A 26329-nucleotide genomic window follows, 5' to 3' on the forward strand; every position below is an offset into this window, starting at 1 on the left:
GCTGTGGCAACTTGCCGCGCGCCAGGGCGAAGCACACGTCGCTACAAGCTCCCGCGCATCAGGTCCCGCCCTGGAGGATGAATGAAGAGCGCGATGTTGCTGTGCCTGCTGTTGAGCGCCACACCGACCCCGACGTTGATATCCCCAGCCCCGGAGAAGTCCGTCGTCCTGGCGACACCCGTGACATCCGTGACGAGCACCTCGGGGCGCCTGCGAATCGAAGTACTCGCCGACGCAGTCCCCCTGCGCCGAGGCCCTCAACGCCTGCGCATCCGAGTCACCGAAGTCGCCACGGGCAAGCCCATCCCAAGCATGGTGCTGGCCCTCCAACCGTGGATGCCCACCATGGGGCACGGGCTCGACAGCCCCGCGCGAATCACGCTTCAGGGCACGAGCGACTTCGAGGTATCGGAGCTGGACCTCTTCATGCCCGGCGCCTGGGAGCTGCGGCTCACCCTGTCGGGCTCCGTCGAGGACAAGGCAGTGGTCCGCCTCCAGCTCGCACGCTGAAGCTCACGGCCCTGTCGTGTTCACGCTCAGGGATGCGGCGCACCCGCCATCCGCTGAATCGCCTCGAAGTGCTCGAGCGTGTGCGCCAGCGCGTGCTCCGACACGAAGTCGAGTCCTTCCATCGCGCCCGCCGCCGCCTCCGCGGCCCGCGTGAACATGCGCGCTTCATAGGCCGCCACCGTGCGACTCCAGTCGGAGTCCTCGGTGAGCCCCAGTGCCAGCTCCGCCGCATCCAGCATGGCCATGTTCACGCCCTCCCCGGAGAATGGCGGCATGACATGCGCCGCGTCCCCCAGCAGCGTCACGCCCGGCCGGTGCGTCCACCGATGCCCCACCGGGAGCGCGATGATGGGACGCGGGACGATGGTCTCATTGCTCACATCGATGAACCGGAGCAGTGAAGGTGCCCACCCGGTGAACCGCGCCTTGAGCGCCGCGCGGGCACGCTCGGGAGAGGACAGGTCCACCTCGCCGTGTCGGAGCCAGTCCTCGGCCACGCGGAACATCAAGTAGACGCGGACATGCGCGTTGCTGCTGCGCTGCGCGATGAGACCCAGGCAGTCGCCGACCACGGAAACCTTGCCGCGAGGAATGAGCGCCGCGACGTCCGGATGCCGCGCGTCCACGTCGTCGATACTCAGCTCGACGAACATCACACCGGTGTAGCGAGGCTCCTCGCTCGACACGAGCGGCCGCACCTTGGACCACGCGCCATCCGCGCCCACCACGAGGTCGAACTCACCGAGCGAGCCGTGCTCATTCGCGACGCGATAGCGCCCATCCGACAGGGGTTCCACCGCGCGCACCTTGCTTCCCCACCGAATCGTCTCGGGAGGAAGGCTGTCGAGCAGGAGCGTGCGCAGTTGCTCGCGGTCAATCTCGGGCCGGCCACCACTTGGGTCTCCCCCCAACTGGAAGCGCAGCGTCCCCAGATGGTCATAGAGCGCGTCGCCCTGGTCGTCATAGCGCGCGAGCGCCTTGAACCCCGCCTCGAGCCCTGCATGGCGCAGAGCGACCAGGGCCGAGTCCTCGTGCAAGTCCAGCGAGCCACCCTGCGGACGTGACAGCCGGTGCTCATCCAGCTCGAACACCGTGGAGCCAATGCCCCGTGTCGCCAGAATCCGCGCGAGCGTCAGCCCACCCGGTCCACCCCCTACGATTCCAATGCGCTTTCCAGTTTGCATAGGCCCCTAACTAATATTACAAAGGGCCCTATGCAACACGAACGCAAGGCTCGCGCCTGGAACCCGGAATCCACGTCGGCGTATTGGATCAACCGCGCATCACGGCTGCTCATGCGGCTGCATGAGTCACGCTTGCGTCCGCTGGGCCTCGGCATGAGCCAGCTCCCCGTCCTGACGGCGCTCGAGGATGGGGGGACGCTGTCGCAGAAGACGCTCGCGGAGCGGGCGCGCGTCGAGCAGCCGACGATGGCGGAGATGCTCGCGCGCATGGAGCGCGACGGCGTGGTCCTGCGCGAGCCCAATCCGGAGGACAAGCGAGCAAGCCTCACCTCGCTGACTCCCCAGGCCCGCGCCCGACTTCCCGAAGCGAAAGCGGCGCTGATGCTCGGAGAGGACGAGGCGACCGCGGGCTTCACGCAGAAGGAGAAGGCACTCCTGCGTGAGCTCCTGCAGCGCGTCGTTCAAAACCTTGAAACAGAGGGTTAGCGCCGTGTCCCGACCGGGACTCCACCGGAGCAGGGCCGTGCCCGGCGTGGCGCTGACCCTCTTCCTACCGTCAGGACACTAGAAGTTGCCGGCGCGGGCCTCTTCGAAGGGCACGCGGTGCTTCATGTACATCGTGTCCAGCATGTGGTTGCCGATGAGGTTGAGGTTGCCATCGGTGAAGCGGTGCACCACGGCGCCCTTGCCGGCGTCCTTCGCGAACGCGACGGGGTCGAAGCTGCCGCCCAGGCCGGTGAGCGTGGGCACCGCGTCCGCGTTGTTGACGTAGTGCACGTACTTCGGTCCGTCCGGGTACTTGGTGGACGCGGCGCCGAAGGTCTCCACGCTCAGCTTGCCCATCGCCTTCTCGACCTGCGCGGGGGACATACCGTCCTCGATGCGCAGCCGGCGCTCGACGTCGAACAGCGCGCGCGCGGTGATGAGGCCGCCCTGGCTGTAGCCCATCAGGTGGACGTCGCGGCCCGCCTTCAGCTCGCCGTAGAGGGTGTCCGCCAGCGTGTCCACGGCGGGGTTCTTGCCCTTGTCCAGCTTGTCACCCACGCACTGGGCCAGGTCCGCGACGATTCCCTGCGTCGCGTTGTGGATGCCGATGACGCGCGCATCCGCCTTCTCCGCGATGGCCTTCATCTCGCCGAGCTGGTTGGCCGCCGGCGTCATGATGCCGTTGACGTAGAGGATGGTCTTCGAAGGGTTCGGGTTGTCCCGCGGGGTGACGCCGGGGATGTCCTTGAGCGGCGTGCCCGGCGCGAAGGTCTGCCCCTTGGCGCCCATGAGCTTGCCGTCCTGCGTCCGGTCCGGCTTCGAGTCCCCGCCGAACAGCTTCTTGACCTCGCTCAGGTGCGTGGCCTCGAAGACATCCTTGCCCTGCTCCAGGAAGCGCGGGACTTCCTTCAGCCCGTTCTTCGCGGCCTCCACCAGTCCGCCCAGCGGGTTCTTCAGGGACGCGCGCAAGGTCTGCGTCGAGGCGACAGGCGTGGCAGCGGGACGGTTGCGGTCGATGGGGCTCATGAAGGGCTCCCGCCCATGGGGGGTGCTGGGCGTTTCCATCATTTTCTCACAGAGCCCGCACGAAGTTGCGTCGCAGGTGGGAACCCGGCCGGTTTCGGGAATGTCTGGGGCGACATCCCTGCGACATCCCTGGAGAAACCATGACGATGAGACCTGTCCTCGGTGTCCTGCTCCTGCTCTGGGGCTGCGCCTCCAGCAGTCCTTCGACGCAGCGCGCCAATTCCAAATCAGGGCCCGCATTCATCGAGAATGATTGGGAAAGGGCGCTTCGGGAGGCGCGGGAGAAGCAGCGGCCCCTCTTCGTGGAGACCTGGGCGCCCTGGTGCCAGTCGTGTCGTTCGATGCGCTCGACGGTGCTGACCTCACCCGCCCTGGGGGAACAGGAGGGCCGCTTCGTCTGGCTCGCCATCGACACGGATGCCCCGGCCAATGAGGCCTTCCTCCAGCGCTATCCGGTGGATACGTGGCCCACCGTGCTCATCCTGGAGCCGGAACAGGGCGCGGTCCTCGTGCGCTCGCTGGGCGGAGTGTCCGTGCCCCAGTTGCTCGGGTTGCTCGCGCAGGGAGAGCAGGCCTTCCAGCGGGGGCGCGCGGGCGGGGAGGAGCTGTCCAGGGCGGACGGGCTCGCGCTCACCGGCCACCACGCGGAGGCAGCGGCGGCCTACCAGCAGGCCGTGGCGCACTGGACGCCCGAGGACTCGCGCCGGGCCAGCGCCGTGGTTTCGTGGCTCAAGTCGCTCACCGCCATGGGCGACGCGGTCTCCTGCATGCGCGTGGCGGCCCAGGAGCTTGGGCACCTGCCCCGCGTGGATGACCGCACCCGGGTGCTGTACGTGGGCATGGGCTGCGCGCTGGATGCGAAGACGGATGAGGCTCGAGCGCTGCGCGAACAACTCGCCCAGGAGGCGGCTCGGGCCCGTGAGGCGCCCGAAGGCACGCTGACGCCAGCGCTGCGCTCCTCGCTCTACGAGGTGGGCTGCGAGGTCCACGAGGCGTCGGGAGACGAGGCGAGCATGCGCGAGCTGGCGGAGACGTGGTGGCGTTTCCTGGAGGAGCAGGCCACACGCGCGCGCAGCGCCGAGGAGCGGGCCGCGCTCGACTCGCATCGGGTGATGGCGGTCGCGCTGCTGGCTCGCCCGGAGGCAGCCCTCTCGCGATTGGAGCGCAGTGAGCGGGAGCTGCCGGAGGACTACAACCCGCCCGCGCGGCTCGCCACGCTGCACCTGATGGCGGGACAGCACGAGCGGGCCCTCGCCGCCAGTGAGCGTGCGTTGTCACTCGCCAAGGGCGCCTCGCGGGGCACGGTCCTCGCGGGACAGGCGCGAATCCTCAGCGCGAGCGGCAAGCGTGCCCAGGCGGAAGCACTGCTGACGCAGGCCCTAAGCGAGCTGGAACAAGCGTCCGTTCCCAAGAACCACCTGCAGCGACAGGTCCTCGAGCGGGTCCTCTCGCAGCTGCGCGCGGAAGGCGGCCCTCCGTCACCGTGAGCGATGGACAGGTGACGCACAGGGCCTGAGGTGCATCTGCATCAGGCTGGGCGCGCGGTGGACGTTTTCCGCGGGGTGTTGGCTGTCCACGCGACGGGACCTCGACACGGACATTGGGTGCCGCTGGACGACGAGGTGCACGTCGTCCCGCCGGAAAGTCCATTGCGCTCCGCCTGATTCATAGCTAGATATATAGCGCGCTATGAATACGGAGGTGCGACATGGAAGTGGATCTTCTGGCGGGACTTGGCGTGGGCTTTCTGGGCAGCCGTCTCAAGCGACTCGCCGAGCGGATGCAGGCCGACGCCGCTGAGGTGGCCCGCTCGTTGGACCTGCCAGTCCAGCCGGCCCAGATGTCGATGTTGATGACGCTCCGCCTGCACGGCCCGATGACGGTGGGAGAACTGGCCGAACGGTTGCGGGTGGCCCAACCCACGGTGACTCGCGCGCTCGGGACCCTGGAAGACTTCGTCGAAGTGCGGCGCTCGCCGGACGACCAGCGCGCCAAGCGACTGGCGCTGACAGAAAAGGGCGAGGCCCTGATGGTCCGCGTCCAGACGCAGTTGTTGCCGCGCATCGAGCCCGCCGCGGCTTCACTGGTCGAGGGGTTGTCGGGCGACTTCATGCAGGGCCTGACCAGGGTGGAGGCACGGCTGGCGGAGTCCTCGTTGCTGAGCCGGAGCGAAGCCGCCGGTCCGCCCGCGATGTGGGCGCGCGACTTCTCCGACGACCTGGCCGAGGCCTTCCATCGAATCAACGCCGAATGGATTCAGGACATGTTCACCCTCGAGGCGAACGACATCGCCCTCCTGTCGAAGCCGCGGGAGCTGATCCTCGACAAGGGAGGCGTGGTGCTGTTCGCCGAGACGCCACGGCTGGGCGTGGTCGGGACCTGCGCCCTGATGGTGTCCAAGGGCGGCTGGGTCGAGTTGACCAAGATGGGTGTCTTGAAGAGCGCCCGGGGCCTGAAGGTCGGCGAGTTCCTGCTCGCGAAGACCCTGCAGAGGGCCTCCAGCCTGGGGTTCGACAAGGTCTACCTGCTGACCAACAAGAAGTGCGCGCCCGCCATCCACCTCTACGAGAAGCTGGGCTTCGTGCACGACGCGGAGATCATGCGGCTGTTCGGGGCGCGCTACGCGCGATGTGACGTGGCGATGTCATACAGGCCGAGGGGTGACCTGAATCCCCTGCCCCCGTCTTCACAGCGGGAGTCATGACCGATGACCGGACCACGCGCCTACTTCGTCCGCACGGAAGACGGTGGGTTCCTTCCGCAGCGCGCCTGCGCCGGCGCGTGGAATCCGGAGGAGCTGCACATCAGCCCCGTCAATGGACTGCTCCTGCATGAGCTGGAGCGCTGGCTCGCCGGCCGCAAGACGGGCGGCAAGCTCGTGACTCGCATCAGCTACGACTACCTCGGCGTTCTCGACTTCTCTCGATGTGACGTGGCGTTCGAGCTGCTGCGTCCTGGTCGCGCCGTCGACCTCGTCGAGGGAGTCCTGTCGCAGCGCGGTCGTCCCGTGCTCCGCGCGCGCGTGTGGCTGCTCGCGACGCACGACACGTCCGCGATAGCGGGCGGCGCACGTGAAGCCCTGCCGCCGCCCGAGGACGGCCGCGGGTTCGACCTCACCACCGCGTGGCCGGGTGACTACGTCGCCTCGGTCGACATGCGCGCCATCGAGGGCCCAAGCCCCGGCCGGACCACCGCGTGGCTCACGACGCCGCTGGCCATCGTCGATGGCGACCCCGTGAGCGACCTCGCGCGCTGCGCGCTGCTCGTGGACACGTCCAATGGAATCGCGGTCCGTCGTCGGCCCGAGGAGTGGCAGTTCCCGAACGTCGACCTGACCATTCACCTGTTTCGCCAGCCCGTCGGCGCCTGGACTGGCTTCGACACGCGTGTGACCTTCGGGCCGACAGGTCACGGCCTCACCAGCTCCGACCTCTTCGACATGCATGGGCATATCGGACGAGCCGAACAGACCCTGCTCGTCCGACCTCGCTGACCGGAGCACGAGTCACCTGGATGGCCCTGGGCGCTGGGGCGCCGACCCACCGCCATTCGGACCTGGCTTGTCCGAATGAGGGCCGATTCCACCCTATATGCCTCCTACCGTGCGCCTCGCCCTCCCCCTTCGGGGAATGACACAGGAGTGAACGTGAACAAGGAGCAAGCAGTGGTGCAGAAGGACGTCGTGCCAACCCGGGACGGAGCACGTGCCTTCGATTTCTGGGTCGGCCGGTGGGACATCCACAATCGACGCCTGCGCGAGCGGCTCAATGGCTCCACCGAGTGGATCGAGTTCAAGGCCACGAGCGTGGCCCGCCCGCTTCTGGGCGGAATGGGAATCGAGGACGAGTACCGCACCGACTACTGGAGCGGATTCATCGGCTCCGCGTTCCAGTTCTTCAATCCGGAAACGAAGCAGTGGTCCATCTACTGGGTGGACAACCGCCGCGGCGCCCTTGAGCCGCCCGTGGTCGGCTCGTTCACGGACGACGTTGGCATCTTCGAGGGCGTGGACACCTTCGAGGGTCAGCCCATCCGCGTCCGCTACACCTGGTCGCGCGTCACCACGGCGAAGCCGCGCTGGGAGCAGGCGTTCTCCTCGGACGGCGGGAACACGTGGGAGACGAACTGGGTCATGGATTTCTCCCGGGCCGATGGCTAGGGCCTGAGAATACGAACTCCAGAAGCGGGCGTCCCCCTTACGCCCAGCTCCCGGAGTCCGCGTGGACGAGGGCTACGGCTGGGCGAGTTCGTTGAAGATGAGCAGGCCGCGCGAGGAGTCCGCCGCGTACACATACCCGTCGCCGGGCACGCGAATGCCGAGCAGCCCCTCGAAGGGGCTCTCGGTGCGGTAGGGGTCCGCCTCGCGGAAGGTGTTGTAGTGGGCCACCTGCCGGGGGCGCGTGGGATTGGACACATCCAGCACACGCACGCCGTCCTGGTACCAGGCGATGTAGAGGAGATTGTCGCGCAGGAGGAGGTTGTGGATGGAGGTGAAGGGCCGGTGGGTGCGGAACTCGCCAATCTTCACGATGCGCTCCGGACGGGTGACGTCGAGCACGCGCAGATGGGCGTACTGGAACTCTCCGCCCTCGAAGGCGATGGTCCGCCCGGCGAAGGTACCCACCGCGCTGTGGTGCGCGAAGGTGAAGTCCGGACGGACGTACCCACCCAGCTCGCGGACATGGTCCAGGTCGGTGACGTCCACGACGAAGTAGCCGCGGAAGGCATCACTGACATACAGGCGGTTCTCGTACACGAAGGTGTCGTGGGGACCGCCCAGGAGGGCCGCGTCGGGCAGCGCGATGACCGTCAGCAGACGCGGCGACAGCGGCTCCGAGATGTCATGCACGAAGGTGCCGGTGCCAGGCGCCATCGAGTAGAGCCGGTCTCCATCAACAAGCACCGTATGTGTCCCCGTGCCTCCCGTGGTGAGGCCACGGATGAACAGGGGCTCGGCGGGCTGGGAGATGTCGTAGACGAGCGTCCCCGAGGTGTTGCTGGCGATATACAGGGCATCACCCTTGGCCCAGACCCCGTTCCAGGTGTTGTCCCCGGGGAGGGAGAGGGTCTTCTTGAGGACGGGCGCGCGCGGGTTGCTGACGTCGAAGATGGAAAGGCCGCCCGTGCGGACCTGCTTGGGAATCGAGACGACGTAGGCGTGCCCCTTGGTGACGTAGAGGTCCAGGGGGTGGCCCAGGGGAGTGTAACCCTCGGAGAGCAACTCCAGGCCACCGGAGGACTCGGGCTCTCCTCCCCACCTGGAGACCCGATGCGCCTCGAAGGTTCCCGACCGGATGAGCCGCGCCCGGTAGCAGTAGGCGAAGCACCCGGTGATGATGTCGGTCTCCTTCTGCTCGCAGCCCGCCAGGGTGATGGCGGCCGTCGAAGCAGGAGCGAAACCACGCACGAAGAAGCGCCCAGGTCCCGTGTCCCTCAGTGGCAAGGGCACATAGAACATGTTGCCGCCATCCTCCGTGAAGTGGACGCCCCCCACCTCGATGACGGCGTTGCCCCCGTCCGGAACGGGCCGTGCGTCCCGGAGCGGGTACAAGTAGATGGACCCGGCCTCCACCTCGGACAGCGAGCCGAGATTGCACTGGGAGAGGTCGAAGCGGGACAGCTCCTCGCACGTCGTGGCACCCGCGTCCCGGGTATCGAAGGTGCACGGCGCGAAGGGCCCCGTGTCCAGGATGTCTCCGCGCTCTTCGAGCTCGGTATAGGTGCCATCCCAGACCACGGGTCCCGCGTCGGGGAGCCCCGCATCAGGCGACCCGGAGTCGGAGGAGTCCGGGTCGGGTGAGTCCTCACAGCCAGAGAGACACACGGACATCAACAGCAACCCGGTGAACAGCAGGACCCGAAGGGACATCGCCATGTGGAACCTCCTGGAAGGCCACCATGAAGGGGCATGGGTGCCATTCCGGAGGAGACGACGCTGCCGCGCGTTTTCCCTCAGGCCTTCGATGAAACCCCATCCGCTGGTGGCACTGCCCGCGTGCCCAGAATCCAGCGGAGGGTGACGCCCGAGGCCCTCAGGCGTTCGGGCATCACCCTCCCTCAAGCGGCGCCTCTCACTGGCAGTTCGGAGGTCCCATGCAGGAGAAGGTCAGCGTCACGTCCGCGTTGGCCTCCTCCGGCGTCGCGAAGCACTCGCCCCTCTCCTCCACGGCGTTGCAGACGCCCCGAGGGCACTGAGCCGCCGCGTTCTCGCGGGCATCCCGGCTCGCCGAGAGATAGGCCCCAGCGCACCGCGGGTGGACTCCGTACCCTGCGACCACGCGTCGCTCGGGCTGACACGTGCAAGCGGTGACCGAGGGACAGTAGGTCCGCGTGCCATCGCACTCCACCCATCCTCCGTTGTCCACCCCGGAGGTACAGACACCGCTCGCGGAGCCGCAGGACACCGTGGTGTTGGTGCACTGCTGCGTCACCTGACACGACAGCTCCGCTTCGCGGCTCTCCAAAGTGAGGCCGTCGCCGCCCGGCGACTCAGCGCCACAGGCCGACAGCGTCGTCGCCACCAGGAATGCGGCACAAACCAGGCGCACATCGAATTGCATTCGCATGCCAATACCCCCGTCGTCGTCATTCAATGCGTCAATGTCACACAGCCATCACACGGCCCATGGATTCGCGAGGCATCGCCACGACGCGCAAGCCCCGGCGCCCGAATCCACATGGGAATGCGAGATACCACCCACAACGACACCGGGCCGCATCCGCATCACCTTGTGAATCGAGAGCGACGGGAGTCTGCACTTGCGTGCCTGGGCAGGGCAATCCCTGAATTCTGGGTTGCACATTCTCGAAGCCCCCTGAGCGCATGGAGGCCGTCCTCACGGCCAGGTCCCAAGGTCCCCGGGGCCGCCGCCCCGGAAGCGAATCCCCCGCAGGTGGAGGGCCCCATCGACAACGAGGGAAGGAGGACCGCGCACCGCATTGCCTGCAACGAGAAGTTCTGTCTGTCGAAGAGCTCCGACGAACTCCTTGCATGCGAGCACCTGAATTGCCTGAACGACTCCCTGGTCGCCTCCGACCTCAAGGGCTACGCCTCAGCTGTCCGGAGCGTCGAGCATCCGCAGAAGCAGAGCTTGGAGGCGCTGCTGGTCCGCGGTGTTGAGCCGCTCCGTGAGTGGTGCGAGCGCCTGTTGGACTTGTGAATACAGGCGCTCGACGAGCTCCGCGCCCTGGTTCGTTAGAAAGACGTCGATGGCCCTGCCGTCTTCCGCGCTTGGCGAGCGCGCTACGAGCCCTCTCTTCTCAGCCCGGTCGATGAGTCCCGTCATCGTCGACTTCTCAAGGCCCAGATAGTCGGCGAGCGCGACCATGCGGAGGCGCCGGTCCCGGAGTATTCCGCAGACTCGAAGCAGGGTGAGGGACAGGTCGTTTTCGGCGCCGAGCCTGTTGAGCACGGAGGTCGTGACGAAGGCGGCGCGTACGAGGGCGTCCACCAGCCCCTCGTTGGGCACGGAGGATTGTGTTGGCTTCTTCATTGGGGATTCATCTTGACGTAGTTCGTATTACGAATCAAATTTAGTTCGCACTACGAATCTACTCCAGTGGAGGGGAATTCATGAAAGCCGCCGTCATCACCTCGTTCGAGCACCCACCGCGCTACGAAGACTTCGCTGACCCCGTTCCCAAGGGCCGTGACGAGTTGCTCGTCGACGTGCTCGCTGTCGGTCTGCATCATCTCACCCGCGCGAGGGCCGAGGGCTCGCACTACACGAGTACCAGCGGCCTCCCGCTCATCCCGGGTGTCGACGGCGTTGGGCGCGGTGCTGACGGCAAGCTGCGCTACTTCGTGGTCGACGGCACGCAGACAGGCTCGATGGCCGAGAAGGTGGTGATAGAGGTCGACCACAGCATCGTGCTCCCGCGCGATATCGATGCGATGACCGTCGCGGCGGCGATGAACCCCGCCATGGGGGCATGGCTCGCGCTGCGATGTCGAGTGCCCTTCAAGAAGGGGCAGAAGGTCCTCATCCTGGGAGCCACGGGGAATGCTGGAAGCATGGCCGTGCAGATAGCCCGGCACCTGGGGGCGCGGCAGATCATCGCGACAGGTCGTGATGAGAAGAAGCTCGCGAAGCTGCCCGGACTCGGTGCGACGGAGGTTGTGGCGCTGGGGGATGCTCGACTGGGGTCCCTCGCACGCGAGGTCGATGTCGTGCTCGACTTCATCTGGGGGGAAAGTACGCCACAGGCCATGGACATGGTTGTCAGAGCACGTGCGGACCGAGAGCGACCGCTTGCATGGGTTGAAATTGGCTCGGTTGCAGGGCAGACCGCCGCCATTCCGGCAGCCCTTTTGCGTGCTTCGCGTCTCCAGCTGATCGGCAGTGGGCTTGGGTCGGTGCCAGGTCGCGATATCGTCAAGGAACTGCCGGCGCTCGTGAAAGAGATTGCGCGCGGTACGTTTCACCTCGATGTGAAGGCGATGCCTCTCTCCGACGTGGAGCGAGCGTGGACCGAAGCAACGCACACGAACGAGCGCATCGTCCTGACTCCATGAGGGCTGTCTCCGCTCTCCGGCTCGTCGACAAAGAAGAAGTATCAGTTAGCGGATGGCGAGATCTTCTTCGCGGCGGGGAATGGGGAGTCGAACGCGAGCAGCGTGGTCAACATCTCCTGTGGTTCTCCATCGCCTGAGACCGTGGACCGCTGTGTTGACCCCTCCAGCAAAAGGAGATGCCACTGAGCGCCTCCTTTCAGCGGCTGTGCTCACCCAAGTGACGAGCACGATGGTGCTGGCATGGGACCCTGAATGGGCGTCTTCACGTCCGACAATCATCGGGACGACGTATCGAAATTCGCGGATACCGGCACGTTCGAGGAATCTCGGAGGGGAGCGTTCTTCTCATGATGCCAGGGGCACGGGTAGTCCCGCGCCGCCCCTCAGTGCCGTGACGGAGGAAGCGGCTCGTGGGGCTCCTCGGAGACCTGCTGCTCCACCTGCTTCCTCACCAGCCGCTTCGTCGCGGTCTCCTCCTCTTCCGTCCGCTGCCGCCGCCGCACCAGCCCCTGGCTCTCATCCACGAACCAGAAGATGACCCGGAAGAAGGCGGCGATGACGGTGACGAGCAGCGAGGACAGCAACCACTCCAACGCCCACCCAGGCCAACCACCCACCACCACGTCGATGGCGTACGTCCCCGTGAGCGGCACCAGCACGAAGGCCACGTAGTGCGACAGGCAGTAGGGACACGACGCCAGATATCCCCACCACGTGTCCTTGCCACCCAGCCGCTCGCGCAGCGGCGCGAAGATGCGCTCGCGGGCGATGGTCTGCGACACCCCCATCACCACCGCGGACACCGCGAAGAGCTGGAACAGGTTCTCCATCCCCCCAAGGTGGCGATGACGGGGCGAGACAGGGACGCACGTCGCACAACCGCCACCTCGCTCGCCTGGATGCCGCCACGTGCCCCACCCGCTCCCACTGTCGGCCGGAAGACAGTCGGAAGAGTCTTCGAAATACCCCCCTGTAAAAACGAAAGGGTGCCGCCCTTAAGCACCCTCCCCCCTTGATGCAAACCCGCGCATTCACTTGGGAACGCTTGGGAAGGGCCGTGGCACATGCATTGCGAAGGACCCGTCCCGTGCCGCCGACGCGCGGCTCCCACCGGCCCCCTTCCCCGAGAGACGCCATGCAGGAAACCTCCCACTTCTCCTCCCCGGATTCCCTCTCCACGTACCTCTCGGAGATCAACCAGTACCCGCTGCTGACGCAGCCGAAGGAGCAGGAGCTGTCGCGCCGCTTTCGCGGGGGAGACCTGATGGCCGGCCACCAGCTCGTCACGGCCAACCTGCGCTTCGTGGTGAAGGTGGCCTACGAGTACCGCTCCTACGGCCTGAAGATGTCGGACCTCATCCAGGAGGCGAACATCGGCCTGATGAAGGCCGTGCAGAAGTTCGACCCGGACAAGGGCATCCGCCTCATCTCCTACGCGGTGTGGTGGATTCGCGCGTACATCCAGAACTGCATCCTGCGCAACTGGAGCCTGGTGAAGCTGGGCACGACGCAGGCGCAGCGCCGGCTGTTCTTCAGCCTGGCGCGCACCCGCCGCGAGCTGGAGCGCATGGGCGCCGGCGACGCGAGCGTCGTCAACGCGGAGGAGATTGCCCGCAGGCTGAACGTGAAGGCCTCCGAGGTGCGCGAGATGGAGCAGCGCATGGGCGGCCGGGACTTGTCGCTCGACGCGCCCGTGGGCGAGGACGGCGACGCCACCCACCTGGACTTCGTCGAGTCCTCCACCGCGTCCCACGAGGACGAGGTGGCCGACCGCCAGCAGGCGGGCCTCACCCGCGACCTCGTGCAGCGCGCCCTGCGCCGCCTGGACCCGCGCGAGCGCTTCATCATCGAGAACCGGGTGATGGGTGACGCGGAGATGACGCTCAGCGAGCTGGGCGAGCACTTCGGCTTCTCCCGCGAGCGCGCCCGTCAGCTCGAGATTCGCGCCAAGGACAAGCTCAAGGCGGAGCTGGCCCTCCTGATGGCCGACGCGGGCCTGGACGCCGCCGCCCTCGCCTGACCCGCACCGACGCCCTCACGGGGTCGCTGACTCACATCGAGTCCGCCTTTCGAAAGAAGGGCGGACTCATTCGTTTCCAGGCCCTACGTCCCTGGCCTGCTCGCCAGGGGTCCACCCGACCTCCTCCTCCGGAAATGCGCGCGAGGCCGAAAATCCGGCCCGCGCGGCGCCGTGGCCCCTTTCCCGTCGACGCGCGGCCTCCCCACCCGAGGCCCGCTGTCCGGGACGGCCCCTCCCGCGAACCCTCCAGGTCAGTCCCCTGATTCCACGTCCACGCCCCACGCGCCCCGGGGGCAGGACGTCCTACGTGCGCTGACGCCCGCGAAGCGCACCGCCGGAATCCGCCCCTTCGCGTGACCTCAAATACAGACGCACGGGGTTTCAACAGACATCCTCCTCGCCAAGTCAGACAACCCCACCCCCATTGACACACTGGCTTTCCCTGTTACTGTTTGACCATCTCGCGAATCAATCTTCGCGTGAACCATTCAGCGGCTGTGGCGAACGGTCGGCGGTTGGATCTTCGCTCGCGAAAACCCCGGCGGCCCTCCGGGTCTCACCACCCTCAACAATCACAGACACGCCCGGCGCGCGTGCTGGAGGAGTCTCGTCTTGGGCAAGCTGGGAGGCACCTTGGAGCTGGTCCGCAGGCGTCTGGATGAGTTCATCCGGAACGCGGAGGCGGCGCCCCGGCAGGAGCCGTGGGTCGTCCTCTCCAACCTGACGGACAGCGAAGGGCGTCCCGCGGCGCCCGCGCGAGACGCGGTGGTGATGTTCCTGGCGAACATCCGGCACGAGACCATCGTCAGCACCTACAACCGCAACGTGCCCGTGTCGCCGGACGCGTACGGCCTCATCGCGCCACCGCTCTTCATCGACCTCTTCGTCCTGCTGTACGCCAACTTCGAGGACCAGGCGTACCCCGTGGGGCTGGAGGCCATCTCCCACGTCATCAGCTTCTTCCAGCAGACCCCCTGGTTCACCCAGCAGAGCCTGCCGGGGCTGGACCCGGACATCGACAAGCTCACGTTCGAGTTCGTCGACCTGGACCTCCTGGGCCTCAACCACCTGATGGGGCTGGCGGGTGTGAAGTACCTCCCCTCCGTCTTCTACAAGGTCCGGATGATTCCCTACCGGGGCGAGGCCATGCAGGGCCAGGTGTCCGCGGCCAAGGGTGTCGAAGCGCCGGGCCGGCCCCAGGGGATGCAGCCATGAGGCGCTTCCGACGCGCCAACGAGCGCTCCCTGGATGGCCCCCTGCGGCTGCGGCAGGGCGACCTGCCCCGCCTCGCCAGGGCCCTGGCCACGAACGCGTCGCTCGACGACTATGACGTGCCGCCGCGCCGCTACACCTTCGAGCGACTGCTGTCGGTGGACCTGCGGCACACCTACTTCAACCGCTCCGAGGGGCGCTGTCCGGCCCTGGTCTGCCGGCCCACGGCGGCGACGGCGGCGACGCTCAGGGACCTGGGCCTGCTCTTCCGCGACGAGGGCACGGCCTTCTCCGTCCTCTACGACTTCAACCGCCGCGCGCAGTTGCTCAAGGCGATGGAGCGACGCGAGAAGGCGGGCCAGTGGACGTGGCTGTCCTTCGTGCTGATTCCCGACACGCCCTTCTTCGTCAACTTCACCGACCTGCCCAGCGACTTCCAGCCCGCCTCGGACAACCTCTACTTCAGCAACCGCCAGGCCCACTTCGCCGGACAGCCGCCGGAGCCCACGGACCAGGAACTCCACTGCACGGCCACCAGGACCTTGCCCATCCTGCTCAACCCGGGCGAGCAGGTCACCGCCGCCAGCCGACAGCGCGTGGCCCAGGTGCAGATGCAGGTGCCGCTGCTCCCGGAGACCGCCGAAATCGTCCTGCTCGACATCTCGGGGGAGGAGGTCCTCTGCAAGCCGTGCAGCATCCCGGTCACGCTGCTCCTGGGGAAGCAGGCGCCCTCCGCCATCTCCTGTCAGCAGGTGCGCGTGGCGCGCGGGCCCGGCATTCCCGAGCAGCGCGTGGGCGACTTCGCCTACCTGGACCTCGCGGCCCTGCCCGAGGGCCTCTACACCGTCCGCCAGCTCGACCTCGACGGCGGGATACTCATCGAGAGCAAGGTCCTCTACACCCAGGCGTACCCGACGCCGCTGGCCTTCCTCGACCTGGTGCTGGCCAAGCCGAACCCCGACGACACGGGCCTGTATCCCCTGTGTGATTTGCACCTGGGCGCGGAGCAGACCCGCGTCGTCCCGCTGCGCGCCGAGCTGCGCTTCGAGCGGCGAAGGACCCGCTGGTGCTACTTCGTCGTGCCGCCCCAGGGCGTCCGCTACGACGCGCTGCGACTGCTCGACGTGGGCTCGCCCCAGCCCGTCACCTTCTCCGGCCCGGTGCCCGTCCAGGTCCCCGGCGCGGGAGTGACCTACCGTTTCATCGCGGACCAGGACCTGCCGCTGCAGGAGGTCCCCGACTACGTCTTCGAGCTCCAGGGGACGCGCGAACAGGGCCTCTTCGAAAGCACGCTGATGTCCAACGTGCCCGTGGCCTCGCCCGCGCTGGTGCTGCCCCGGGTGGGCCCGCTCCCCGGTGTCCCGCGCGGCACCAGACCTTCCGGCATGCCCCAGGGGCCACGGCCCTCCCCCCTCGATCGGCGGGATTACTCGGACATCTACCTGAACCTCTGAACCCCGAAGCCCCACCCACGAAGCGAAGAGAGGACCCGATGCCCATCAGGACAGCCCGTAAAACCCCCGGCGTCTATGTCACCGAGTTGGACGCCTTCCCGCCCTCCGTCGTCGGCATCCAGACGGCGGTGCCCGCGTTCATCGGCTACACCAAGACGGCGACGCTCAGCGGCAAGCCCATTCCCAACAAGCCCGTCCTCATCAACTCGCTGGCCGACTACCAGCAGATTTTCGGCGGGGCGCCGGATCCGACGTTCGACCTCACCGAGGTCACCGACACCACCAAGCAGAAGTCGGGTGACTACGACTTCAAGGTGTATGACAGCGCCGGCGCCACGCCTGGCTGGAAGTACTACGACCTGGTCCCCAAGGCGGGCACCAAGTACGTCCTCTTCAACAGCCTGCGTCTGTTCTACGCCAACGGCGGTGGCACCGCGTACATCGTCTCCGTCGGCGACTACACGAGCACGCTGGATGCGCCCACGCTCGTCGGCGGCCTGGACATCATCGCCGAGCAGGTGGGCCCCACCATGCTCGTGGTGCCGGACGCGGTGAACCTGACGGCGCTGGCGGACTACGGGACGGTGGCCACCGCCATGCTCGCCCAGTGCGGCGCGCTGCAGGACCGCGTGGCCGTGCTGGACGTGTATGGCTCCGCCACCGTCACGCAGACGACCCTGCCCACCGTCATCTCCGACTACCGGGGCGTGCTGGGCAGCAAGTTCCTCAACTACGGGATGACGTACTTCCCCTTCCTGCACACCACGGTGCAGGAGCTGAGCGACTTCGACTACACCAACATCCAGACGGACGCGACGCTCAAGACCATCCTGCTGGCGGAGAGCGCCAACCTCTACACCAACGCGCCCTCGCGCAAGACGGCGGTGGACGCGGACATCGCCAAGATTGGCACGGTGACGGCGCCCGAGGACATCCAGGTCCTGAACCAGAACCTCACCGCCGCGCTGCCGCTCCTGACGGACATGCTGCGCATCATCTCCCGCAAGGACGACGTGCTTCCGTCCAGCGGCGCCATGGCGGGCATCTACACCTGGAACGACGCCAACCGGGGCGTGTGGAACGCGCCGGCCAACGTCAGCCTCACCGGTGTCACCAGCACCACGTTCAAGCTCAACAACGAGCAGCAGGCGGACCTCAACGTCCCGGTGGATGGCAAGGCCGTCAACGCCGTGCGCGAGTTCGTGGGCCGGGGCTCCGTCGTCTGGGGCGCGCGCACGCTGGACGGCAACAGCAATGACTGGCGCTACATCCAGGTGCGCCGCACCCTCACGTACGCCGAGCAGTCCATCAAGGCCGCGTTGGACCGCTTCGTCTTCGCCGCCAACGACGGCAACACCTGGGCCTCCGTCACGTCCATGGTGTCCAGCTTCCTCCAGGGGCTGTGGTCCCAGGGAGGCCTGTTGGGCGCCACCGCGTCGGATGCGTTCAGCGTGGAGTGCGGCCTCGGCAGCACCATGACGGCCCAGGACGTGTTGGAGGGCTACATGGTCGTCCAGGTCACCCTGCAGATGATCCGCCCCGCGGAGTTCATCGAGCTGACCTTCAAGCAGAAGATGGAAGGCGCCAGCGCGTAGCGCCCGCCGGACTTCGACGACTGATTCCACCCTTCACGAATTCACCGAGGAGCCGCCATGGCAGGAGAAGTCCAAAACGATATCTGGCCGTTGCCGAAATTCTATTTCTCCGTCCAGTTGGGGGACGACACGTCCGTCAGCTTCCAGGAAGTGGATGGCCTGGAGACGGAGACACAGGTCATCGAGTACCGGCACGGCAACAACCCCAGCTTCTTTCCCATCAAGATGCCGGGACTGGGCAAGGTCGGCAACGTGAAGATGCGCAAGGGCATCTTCATCAACGATGCCCGCTTCTGGGATTGGTACAACGAAATCAAGATGAACACGATTGCCCGGCGGACGGTCATCATCAGTCTGCTGGATGAGCAGGGCGCACCGAAGATGACGTGGACGCTGAACAACGCGTGGCCCACGAAGCTCTCCGGCACGGACCTCAAGTCGGAAGGCAACGAGGTCGCCGTGGAGTCGCTCGAGGTCGCCTTCGAAACGCTCGTCGTCGCCGCGCCGTAATCACAGCCATCGCCATGTCCGAACCCTACTATCCGCCAGGCGCGTTCTACTTCAGCGTCTCCGTCCTCGGCTCCGCGACCCTGCTCGCGGCGGCGAGCGATTTGGACGCCTCCTTCCAGGAGATTTCCGGCATCGAGGCCCGCTGGGACACGGAGGACGTCACCGAGGGGGGCGAGAATCGCTTCACGCACAAGCTGCCCAAGGCCGCCAGGTACTCAAACCTGGTGCTCAAGCGGGGCGTGGTGACGCGGGACTCGTTCCTGGCGGAGTGGTTCGGACAGAGCGTGGGCTCGGGGCTGTCATTGCCGCTCCTGCCGCAGAACATCCTCGTGTTGCTGCTCAACGAGGATGGCCTGCCGCTGGTGGCGTGGGGCTTCATCAACGCCTGGCCGCTGCGCTGGGAGGTGTCCCCGATGAGTTCCCAGGAGAACCGCATCCTCACGGAGTCGCTGGAGCTGTCCTACAACTACTTCGAGCGCGTGAATCTGGGCAGCCCGGCCTCTGTCGCCGTCAAGCTGGCCCAGCTCACGTCCCGGCTGATGTGAGGCGCGCGCCATGGCCCTGGAAGTCAACGAGGTCGGCATCCAGATGAGCGTGCGGGGCGGCTCCGGCGAGGCGATTCCGGAGACGCCCAGCACGCCCGTGGGCGACTGCGGCTGCGACGACGAGAAGCAGGCGCACCAGAAGCTGGTGGAGGACTGCGTGCGCCGCGTCCTCCAGGTCTTGAAGGCGCGACAGGAGCGGTAGCGATGGGGTTCTCCGGCAGCCTCGAGAAGATGAACGTCATCGCCTACCAGAAGTCCGACTTCACGTCGGAGGTCGGCAGCTACACCGTGTACATCAACCCGGCGTCGTACTCGCAGACCTACTGCGTCAAGTACAACGACAACCAGACCCAGGGCAGCCCCGGTGGCTCGCCGGACTTCAACCGGATTCCCGCGGACACGGTGGAGCTGGAGCTGGTGTTCGACGGCACCGGAGTCGTCCCCAGTCCGCTGCCAGGACTGATGCCCTTCACCGACGACGGCATCGCCGAGCAGGTGTCCAAGTTCAAGAACCTGGTCTTCACCTACAACGGGAACATCCACAGCCCCAACTACCTGAAGCTGTCCTGGGGCACGTTCCTGTTCAAGTGCCGGTTGTCCAAGCTGAGCATGACGTACACGCTGTTCAAGCCGGACGGCACGCCGCTGCGCGCGCGGGCCAAGGGGACCTTCCTTGGCTACAACGACGAGGTGGAGCTGGCGCTCAAGGCGCGGATGAACTCGCCGGACCTGACGCACGTGCGCACGGTGCAGGCGGGAGACACGCTGCCGTTGATGTGCTTCCGCATCTACGGCTCCAGCACGCTGTATCTGGAGGTGGCGAAGGTCAACGGGCTGTCGGACTTCCGGCGGCTCACCGTGGGCTCGCAGCTGATGTTCCCGCCGCTGCAGGGGAGCCAGGCATGACCACGCCCTATCCGGAGAAGAACGAAGGGGCGCTGGCGACGTTCACCATCGAGTCGAACGGTGAGGTCATCCCCAAGACGTACCAGGTCCTCAGCGTGGACACGTGGCTGGGCGTCAACAAGCTGCCGCGCGCGAAGCTGGTGCTGTTCGACGGCAGCGCGTCCACGGGCCTGTTCCCCATCAGCAGTCAGGACATCTTCATCCCCGGGGCCAAGGTGGTCATCTCCGCCGGCTACGACGGCGTGAACACGCGCATCTTCAAGGGCATCGTGTCCAGCCAGGGCCTGGAGATTGACCAGTCCTCCGGCTCCAAGCTCGTGGTGGAGCTGACCGACGAGGCGATGAAGATGACGCTGGAGCGCAAGAGCGGCTTCTTCGAGAAGGTGAAGGACAGCGCGCTCATCCAGACGCTGCTGTCGCGCAACGGGCTGGCCAGCGACGTGACGGCCACGACGGGCGTGCACGAGGAAATCGTCCAGTACTACGCCACCGACTGGGATTTGATGGTGACGCGGGCGCAGCTCAACGGCCTGGTCGTCATGGCGGACGGCGGAGAGGTGACGGTGGCGCCGCCCAACACCTCCCAGGCGCCCGTGCTGAACCTCACCTATGGCCGCTCCATCCTGGACCTCCAGGTGGAGATGGACGCCACCACCCAGCTCGACGCGTCCTCCATCAAGGGCTACACCTGGGACGCGGGCGCGCAGAAGCTCATCGAGTCCGGACCGCGCAGTGTCTCCGTGAAGGAGCAGGGCAACGTCACCTCCGCGGACCTGGCGAAGGTGTTCGGCGCGAAGAAGTTCGCGCTCCAGACGGGCGCGGAGCTGCAGTCCGCGGACCTCCAGGACTGGGCCTCCGCGGAGCTGCTCCTGTCGAAGCTGGCGAAGATTCGCGGCTCGGTGCGCTTCCACGGCAGCGCGCTGGCGCAGGTGGGGAAGATGCTGGAGCTGGGGGGCGTGGGGCCGCGCTTCAACGGCGTCGCCTTCATCAGCGCCGTGCACCACCACATCGAGGACGGGCGTTGGATGACGGCGGCGGACTTCGGCCTGTCGCCGCGCTGGTTCACCGTGGAGAACCCCGACATCGCGGCGCCGGACGCGGCCGGACAGCTCCCGCCGATAAAAGGGCTGCAGACGGGCGTGGTGCAGCAGGTGGCCAAGGACCCCGGCGGCGAGCTGCGCGTGCAGGTGGGCCTGCCGCTGCTCCAGGAGCCGAGCAAGGGCGTGTGGGCGCGACTGGCGACCTTCTATGCATCCAGCGGCGTGGGGGCGCTGTTCTATCCGGAGGTCGGCGACGAGGTGGTGGTGGGCTTCATGAACGAGGACCCGCGCCACGCCGTCATCCTCGGCTCCGTGTACAGCAAGCAGCACGCGCCGGCGTCCGCGCCCGACGAGAAGAACACGCGCAAGGCGGTCGTCACGCGCTCCAAGCTGGAGCTGTCGTTCGATGACGAGAAGAAGGTCATCGTCATCAAGACGCCCGGCAATCACATCGTGAAGCTGGACGACTCGTCCGGCGCCATCTCCATTCAAGACAGCAACGGCAACACCGTGTCCCTGTCCAAGGGCGGCATCGCCTTGGACAGCGGCAAGGACGTGAAAATCACCGCGAAGGGAAACGTCGCGGTGAAGGCGGGCGCCAACCTGACGCTGGAAGCCACGGGCAACGTCTCCGTGAGCGGCAAGCAGGTGGCGAACAAGGCGTCCGTGAGCTTCTCCGCCAGCGGCAATACCCAGACCGAGGTGAAGTCCGGTGGAATCCTCACCGTCCGCGGCTCGCTGGTGAAAATCAACTGAGCGCTGTCCCCGAAAGGTGCGCCCCATGCCTCCCGCCGCCCGCGTCACGGACTTCCATCAGTGCCCGATGACAACCCCCGTGGGCCCCGTGCAGGTGCCTCATGTCGGAGGCCCCATCGCCGGCCCCGGCGCGCCCACGGTGCTGATTGGCGGGCTGCCCGCCGCGAAGGTCGGCGACATCGCCATCTGCGTGGGGCCACCGGACGCCGTCATGAAGGGTTCCACGACGGTGAAGGTGATGGGACTTCCCGCCTCGCGGCTCGGGGACAAGACGGCCCACGGCGGCACCATCCTCGTGGGGTTTCCCACGGTGATGATTGGAGGCTGAGGCGCCATGGAGACCAAGGCCCCCTCGTTCCTCGGTACCGGGTGGAGCTTCCCGCCCACCTTCTCCCGGCGCTCCGGCGGCGTGCTCATGGTCAGCGATGACCAGGACATCCGCGAGAGCCTCTGGGTGCTCCTGTCCACCTCGCTGGGGGAGCGCGTCATGCTCCCGAACTACGGCTGCGAGCTGCGGCAGATGGTCTTCCGCAGCATCAACACCACGCTGACGCGGCAGATTCAGGACTACGTCCAGCAGGCCATCCTCTACTGGGAGCCGCGCATCGCCGTGGACGCGGTGACGGTGCAGCGGGATGCGACGGCGGATGGACTGTTGACCATCACCGTCTCGTACATCGTCACGCAGACGAACACGCGCAGCAACCTCGTCTACCCCTTCTATCTCCAGGAGGGCAGCATCCCGGTGCAGGGGCCCTAGCCCATGGCCCCGCCCGACACGAAGGTCGCCATCAACGATGCGCCCAGCCAGATGGGCCGCTGGCTGCGGGCCCTGGAAGCGGGGTATGCGCCGGTGGACGGGCGCACGCGCTCGGAGCTGCTCGACTTCGCGCCCCGCTTCGGCGCGCTCATCTATTTCTATGACCTGAAGAACACGCGAGACGGAGACTGGTCGGAGTTCTTCCTCGCGGACCCGGTGATGGTGCTCGCCTCCATCGACGCGCTGGATGCGAGCGCGGTGGAGGACCGCTTCCTCATCACCACGCGGGAGGTGGACTCGGCGCGCAGCTTCGAGCGGGCCTTCACCACGCTGTCGGACGCCTTCCAGCTCATCCTCGGACTGGCCCGGCGCTTCGACCTCTGGTTGCGAGGCACGGGCCTGGGCGCGCAGGGCGAGCTGTCCCGGCTGCTCGGACAGGGCCTGGTCAGCGCCGTGGAGGGCCCGCTGTCCGCGGCGCTGCGCGCGCTGGTGAGCGCGGCGAAGGGCGCGGGGCTGCCCCAGGCGCTCGGGCGGCAGGTGCGGCTGGACACGGCCGGCATGCTGCCCATCTGGGGGCTGGAGGAGCTCGCCTCGGACGGCGCCAGCTACAAGGGCGCCACGAAGGAAGCGCGCGCTCGCGCGGCGGCGGCGAAGCTGGAGCCGTTGCTCGACCCGTTCCTCGATGCGCTGTCCCGACTCCAGGGCCTCACGGCCACCCTGCTGCCCGCGGCGCTCGCGACGGGAAACCATCCGCCGCACCTGGCGCTCTATCTGTCCTTCGTGCAGCTCTTCCGCACCGCGCAGGACACCGTCAACACGGTGTCGGGCCGGTACGCCGGCTTCTATCACCGCGACGTCCTGCGCCTGAGCCACCGCGCCGCGCTCCCCGACAGCGCATACCTCACGTTCACCCTGGCCGAGGACGAGGAGGTGCGCGAAGCGCTCGTCCCTCGGGGCACCCTCTTTCCCGCGGGCAAGCGTCCGGATGGGCAGGACATCCTCTTCGCCTCGGACACCTCGGTGGGCGTCACGCCCGCAACCGTCGCCCAGCGGCTGGCGCTGCGCGTGCTGCGCGGGCCCCTGCTGCCGACGTCGCCACTCGCCAGCGAGGAGGACGCGCTCACCGTCGTCCAGCAGGTGCTCACGTCGCGGATGCCGCTGGAGCCGGAGCAGACCGACGCGGAGTCGACCTCCGACGAGCGGCTCCCCGGCTGGGCCACCTTCGGCGCGGGGAGCACGGGCGTGACGTCCACCACCGTCACCGTGCCCGCGACGCTCGGCTTCGCGCTCGCCTCTCGCTACCTGTTGCTGACGGGCGGCAGTCGCGTGGTGACGCTGGAGGTCCCCCTCGGTCCGGCCTCCGCGAAGCGACTGAGCACGCTGCTGACGGCGCTCGCCTCGGCGACGGGCCTGGACGCGCAGAGCGTGCTCCTCCAGGTGCTGCGCGAGTCCTTCACGCTCCAGGTCTCCACCGCCGAGGGCTGGCTGACGGTGGAGCGCTACGAGGCCATCCTCCCGCCACCTCACCCGGTGGACGGGACGCAGCCGTTGGTGCGCGGCTTTGGCCTCTGGTTCGAGCTGACGCCCTCCGCGCCCGCCGTGGTGCCCAATGGCGCCGCCCCCGCCGTGGACCTGCCCATGCTCCGGGCGCTCCTGAAGTCCGAGCCCGTCACGTTGAGGTCCGGCGTCGAAGTGCACCCCGTGTCGCTGCTGGACGCGGTGGACTTCTCCACGCTGGAGCTGCACGTCCGGGTCTCCGACTTGTCGGGCGTGAGCGTGGAGAACACGCAGGGGGAAGTGGACCCGAGCACGCCCTGGCCGCTGTTCGGCGCGTCACCCGTCGTCGGGTCCTACGTGCGAATCCGGCACACCGAACTCTTCGTCAAGCGGCCCGACACCCTGCGCCTCTCCCTGGACTGGTTCAACCTGCCCTCCAACTCGGATGGGTTTCACTGCTACTACCGTGACTATGTGGTGGGACCGGACGGCAAGACCTCGACCGACCTCTTCGACAACCAGAGCTTCCTCGCGGACCTGCGCGTGCTCCAGCCGGGCTCCTGGACGCTGCAACCGCTCGCATCGCCGCTCTCGCCCGTGTCCCCACAGGGAGGCGTGGAGCCGTGGGACGCGGTGCGCGGCTACCTCTTCCGGACGAAGGAGGACTGCGCCAATCCCACGCCTGCCGCGCTGGGCGAGCTGTGCCAGGACACGCAGCTGGAGCAGTTCGACATCAGCCCCAGCGCGCCGCCCGACTACTACGACCCCGCCACCAGCGCGCTGGAGCTGCGGCTGGCCGCGCCGTCCTATGCCTTCGGTGATTCGCTCTACACCGTCAACGTGCTCAGCGCGGTGCTGGGCGAGATTCCGGACCCGCTCGGCTGTCGCGCGAAGTGCCGGGGGAAGTGCGCGGGCAAGACGGGCAAGGAGTATCTGGAGTGCATCGAGAAGTGCCTCACCGAGTGCATGCAGCCTCCGAAGGACCTGAAGTACCCCAATCCTCCCTGGCAGCCCCAGCTCCAGAAGCTGAGCGTCCACTACTCGGCCCGCTGCACGTTGGACGACGCGCGCTTCTTCCACCTGCTGCCATTCGAGGGATTCCAGCAGGTGTCGTCCGACACTCGGCGTCCCATGTCGCTGCTGCCGCGTTTCAAGGCGCCCGCCAACCTGTACCTGGGCTTCACGGGGCTGGACACTGCGCAGACGCTCACGCTGCTGTTCCAGTTGAGCGGCACCTTCACCGGCACAGGTGAGCCGCCCGTCGTGCGGTGGGACTTGCTCACGGCGGGGGGCTGGAAGGCGCTCGCGCCGTCACAGGTCCTCTTCGATTCGACCGGAGGTTTCCAGGGCACGGGCATCCTCGCGCTGAGCCTTCCGGCCTTCAGCTCGCAGGGCAGCCACCTGATGCCGGCGGGTGAGGAGGCGGCGATTCAGTGGATGCGGGCCTCCGTGGCGGACGACGCGGAGTTGTTTCCTCGCACGCTCGACATCACGCCGCACGCCCTGCTGTCCACGCGGCAGGAGCCCGGCGTGGACGTGGACACGCCCGTGCCGGCCGGGAGCATCACCCTCTCCGTGCAGGAGCTGCCTGACATCGGGAGCATCTCCCAGCCGATGCCGTCCTTCGGCGGCCGTCCGCCCGAGACGCCTCGCACCTTCGAGGCCCGCGCCTCCGAGCGGCTGCGCCACAAGGAGCGCGCCGTGCTCGCGTGGGATTACGAGCGCCTGGTGCTGGAGCGATTCCCGTCCATCTGGAAGGTGAAGGCCCTGCCCGCCCACACGCCGCGCCAGTCCGGTGTGCCCGGCGCGGTGCTCGTCGTCGTGGTGCCCGGACGCGATGGGACGACGTCGGCGGACCCCACCGTGCCCCAGGTCACCTCGGACATGCTGGAGCGCATCGAGGGCTATCTCCAGGAGCGCGCAAGCCCCTTCGCCCAGGTTCGCGTCGTCAACCCCCTCTACGTGCACGTCACCGTGAAGGCCCTGGTGGACTTCCGCGTGGGTGAGGACGTCGGCGCGAGCATCGACCGGTTGGACCGCGAGCTCGTGGAGTATCTGTCGCCGTGGTTCTACGACGCGTCCCGCGCCACGCGGCAGGGACGGTATGGCTCCGAGGCAGACATCTCGGAGTTCATCCAGACACGGCCCTATGTCGCGGCGCTGCTGTCACTGGAGCTCGGGCACACGCCTCCGCCCGAGACGCTGGAGTCCGACTGGTACTTCCTCACCTCCGCCACGCGGCACGAGCTGCAAGCCGCCGGTGCGCCCACCGCCGAGCCGTTGGCGGAGGGCTACTGAGCCTCCTGGAGTCCT

At 67.3% G+C, this 26329-nt stretch carries 25 protein-coding genes and 1 pseudogene; 20 read left to right on the top strand and 6 right to left on the bottom strand.

Annotated elements, in window-relative coordinates:
• Window positions 1-81: 81 nt before the first annotated feature.
• Complete coding sequence (locus tag HUA74_RS33030; RefSeq protein WP_174457724.1) at window positions 82-510, top strand: hypothetical protein; 429 nt, start codon at window positions 82-84, stop codon at window positions 508-510.
• A 26-nt stretch (window positions 511-536) separates the two neighbouring features.
• On the opposite strand, the gene HUA74_RS33035 is transcribed toward HUA74_RS33030, so the two are convergent.
• A complete protein-coding gene (locus HUA74_RS33035) occupies window positions 537-1694 on the bottom strand; it encodes an NAD(P)/FAD-dependent oxidoreductase (protein WP_174457725.1) in 1158 nt (385 codons plus the stop codon).
• Window positions 1695-1724: 30 nt separating this feature from the next.
• Here HUA74_RS33035 and HUA74_RS33040 point away from each other — a divergent pair, with 30 nt between their 5' ends.
• Window positions 1725-2180 (top strand): MarR family winged helix-turn-helix transcriptional regulator, encoded by a 456-nt coding sequence (locus HUA74_RS33040; RefSeq protein ID WP_141641424.1) that lies wholly within the window; start codon window positions 1725-1727, stop codon window positions 2178-2180.
• Window positions 2181-2258: 78 nt separating this feature from the next.
• Here the strand turns inward: HUA74_RS33040 and HUA74_RS33045 are convergent, their stop codons facing one another.
• Window positions 2259-3206 (bottom strand): hypothetical protein, encoded by a 948-nt coding sequence (locus HUA74_RS33045; RefSeq protein ID WP_174457726.1) that lies wholly within the window; start codon window positions 3204-3206, stop codon window positions 2259-2261.
• A gap of 140 nt (window positions 3207-3346) precedes the next feature.
• Here HUA74_RS33045 and HUA74_RS33050 point away from each other — a divergent pair, with 140 nt between their 5' ends.
• The 4 genes from HUA74_RS33050 (at window position 3347) to HUA74_RS33065 (ending at window position 7365) form a co-directional block, all read left to right on the top strand.
• On the top strand, window positions 3347-4693 hold the full coding sequence (locus tag HUA74_RS33050; RefSeq protein WP_174457727.1) for a thioredoxin family protein: 1347 nt from the start codon (window positions 3347-3349) through the stop codon (window positions 4691-4693).
• A gap of 221 nt (window positions 4694-4914) precedes the next feature.
• Complete coding sequence (locus HUA74_RS33055) at window positions 4915-5910, top strand: bifunctional helix-turn-helix transcriptional regulator/GNAT family N-acetyltransferase (protein WP_174457728.1); 996 nt, start codon at window positions 4915-4917, stop codon at window positions 5908-5910.
• Window positions 5911-5913: 3 nt separating this feature from the next.
• Window positions 5914-6699: a thioesterase family protein gene (locus HUA74_RS33060; RefSeq protein ID WP_174457729.1), complete on the top strand. Its 786-nt coding sequence runs from the start codon at window positions 5914-5916 to the stop codon at window positions 6697-6699.
• Window positions 6700-6852: 153 nt separating this feature from the next.
• Window positions 6853-7365, top strand: coding sequence for a hypothetical protein (locus tag HUA74_RS33065; RefSeq protein ID WP_217443626.1), 513 nt, complete (start codon window positions 6853-6855; stop codon window positions 7363-7365).
• 72 nt (window positions 7366-7437) lie between these two features.
• Here the strand turns inward: HUA74_RS33065 and HUA74_RS33070 are convergent, their stop codons facing one another.
• The 3 genes from HUA74_RS33070 to HUA74_RS46495 form a co-directional block, all read right to left on the bottom strand.
• Entirely contained in the window at window positions 7438-9081 is a 1644-nt protein-coding gene (locus tag HUA74_RS33070; RefSeq protein ID WP_174457730.1) for an LVIVD repeat-containing protein, read from the bottom strand.
• Window positions 9082-9277: 196 nt separating this feature from the next.
• Window positions 9278-9772, bottom strand: a complete 495-nt coding sequence (locus HUA74_RS33075; protein WP_141641432.1) for a hypothetical protein — start codon at window positions 9770-9772, stop codon at window positions 9278-9280.
• 486 nt (window positions 9773-10258) lie between these two features.
• Window positions 10259-10657 carry a MarR family transcriptional regulator gene (locus tag HUA74_RS46495; protein WP_217443627.1) on the bottom strand — a complete coding sequence of 133 codons (399 nt, stop codon included), beginning with the start codon at window positions 10655-10657 and terminating at the stop codon, window positions 10259-10261.
• 122 nt (window positions 10658-10779) lie between these two features.
• Between HUA74_RS46495 and HUA74_RS33085 the strand changes: the two genes are divergently transcribed.
• Window positions 10780-11721, top strand: coding sequence for a zinc-binding dehydrogenase (locus HUA74_RS33085; protein ID WP_174457732.1), 942 nt, complete (start codon window positions 10780-10782; stop codon window positions 11719-11721).
• Window positions 11722-11800: 79 nt separating this feature from the next.
• Window positions 11801-11974: pseudogene (locus HUA74_RS46920) on the top strand (Imm52 family immunity protein); the annotation flags it as partial.
• Window positions 11975-12104: 130 nt separating this feature from the next.
• On the opposite strand, the gene HUA74_RS33090 reads toward HUA74_RS46920, so the two are convergent.
• The gene (locus HUA74_RS33090; RefSeq protein ID WP_174457733.1) at window positions 12105-12551 is read right to left on the bottom strand and encodes a hypothetical protein; all 447 of its coding nucleotides are present in this window, start codon (window positions 12549-12551) and stop codon (window positions 12105-12107) included.
• Between the two features lie 305 nt (window positions 12552-12856).
• On the opposite strand from HUA74_RS33090, the gene HUA74_RS33095 reads away from it, so the two are divergent.
• The 12 genes from HUA74_RS33095 (at window position 12857) to HUA74_RS33150 (ending at window position 26314) form a co-directional block, all read left to right on the top strand.
• Window positions 12857-13741 (top strand): RNA polymerase factor sigma-32, encoded by an 885-nt coding sequence (locus tag HUA74_RS33095; RefSeq protein ID WP_174457734.1) that lies wholly within the window; start codon window positions 12857-12859, stop codon window positions 13739-13741.
• Window positions 13742-14353: 612 nt separating this feature from the next.
• On the top strand, window positions 14354-14956 hold the full coding sequence (locus tag HUA74_RS33100; RefSeq protein ID WP_174457735.1) for a DUF4255 domain-containing protein: 603 nt from the start codon (window positions 14354-14356) through the stop codon (window positions 14954-14956).
• Window positions 14953-16407 carry a hypothetical protein gene (locus HUA74_RS33105; RefSeq protein ID WP_174457736.1) on the top strand — a complete coding sequence of 485 codons (1455 nt, stop codon included), beginning with the start codon at window positions 14953-14955 and terminating at the stop codon, window positions 16405-16407. The genes HUA74_RS33100 and HUA74_RS33105 overlap by 4 nt, the downstream gene beginning before the upstream one ends.
• Before the next feature lie 38 nt (window positions 16408-16445).
• Window positions 16446-18002: a phage tail sheath C-terminal domain-containing protein gene (locus HUA74_RS33110; protein ID WP_174457737.1), complete on the top strand. Its 1557-nt coding sequence runs from the start codon at window positions 16446-16448 to the stop codon at window positions 18000-18002.
• Window positions 18003-18059: 57 nt separating this feature from the next.
• Complete coding sequence (locus HUA74_RS33115; RefSeq protein WP_141644330.1) at window positions 18060-18512, top strand: phage tail protein; 453 nt, start codon at window positions 18060-18062, stop codon at window positions 18510-18512.
• A 14-nt stretch (window positions 18513-18526) separates the two neighbouring features.
• Complete coding sequence (locus HUA74_RS33120; protein WP_174457738.1) at window positions 18527-19057, top strand: phage tail protein; 531 nt, start codon at window positions 18527-18529, stop codon at window positions 19055-19057.
• A 10-nt stretch (window positions 19058-19067) separates the two neighbouring features.
• Window positions 19068-19259: a DUF5908 family protein gene (locus HUA74_RS33125; RefSeq protein ID WP_141644328.1), complete on the top strand. Its 192-nt coding sequence runs from the start codon at window positions 19068-19070 to the stop codon at window positions 19257-19259.
• 2 nt (window positions 19260-19261) lie between these two features.
• A complete protein-coding gene (locus HUA74_RS33130) occupies window positions 19262-19963 on the top strand; it encodes a LysM peptidoglycan-binding domain-containing protein (RefSeq protein WP_174457739.1) in 702 nt (233 codons plus the stop codon).
• The gene (vgrG, locus tag HUA74_RS33135; protein ID WP_141644326.1) at window positions 19960-21759 is read left to right on the top strand and encodes a type VI secretion system tip protein VgrG; all 1800 of its coding nucleotides are present in this window, start codon (window positions 19960-19962) and stop codon (window positions 21757-21759) included. The genes HUA74_RS33130 and vgrG overlap by 4 nt, the downstream gene beginning before the upstream one ends.
• A gap of 25 nt (window positions 21760-21784) precedes the next feature.
• Window positions 21785-22087 (top strand): PAAR domain-containing protein, encoded by a 303-nt coding sequence (locus HUA74_RS33140; RefSeq protein WP_174457740.1) that lies wholly within the window; start codon window positions 21785-21787, stop codon window positions 22085-22087.
• A gap of 6 nt (window positions 22088-22093) precedes the next feature.
• A complete protein-coding gene (locus HUA74_RS33145) occupies window positions 22094-22519 on the top strand; it encodes a GPW/gp25 family protein (RefSeq protein WP_141644324.1) in 426 nt (141 codons plus the stop codon).
• Between the two features lie 3 nt (window positions 22520-22522).
• Window positions 22523-26314 (top strand): hypothetical protein, encoded by a 3792-nt coding sequence (locus HUA74_RS33150; RefSeq protein WP_174457741.1) that lies wholly within the window; start codon window positions 22523-22525, stop codon window positions 26312-26314.
• The last annotated feature ends 15 nt before the right edge of the window (window positions 26315-26329 follow it).

This window comes from Myxococcus sp. CA051A (genome assembly GCF_013336705.1).
Classification (GTDB): domain Bacteria; phylum Myxococcota; class Myxococcia; order Myxococcales; family Myxococcaceae; genus Myxococcus; species Myxococcus llanfairpwllgwyngyllgogerychwyrndrobwllllantysiliogogogochensis.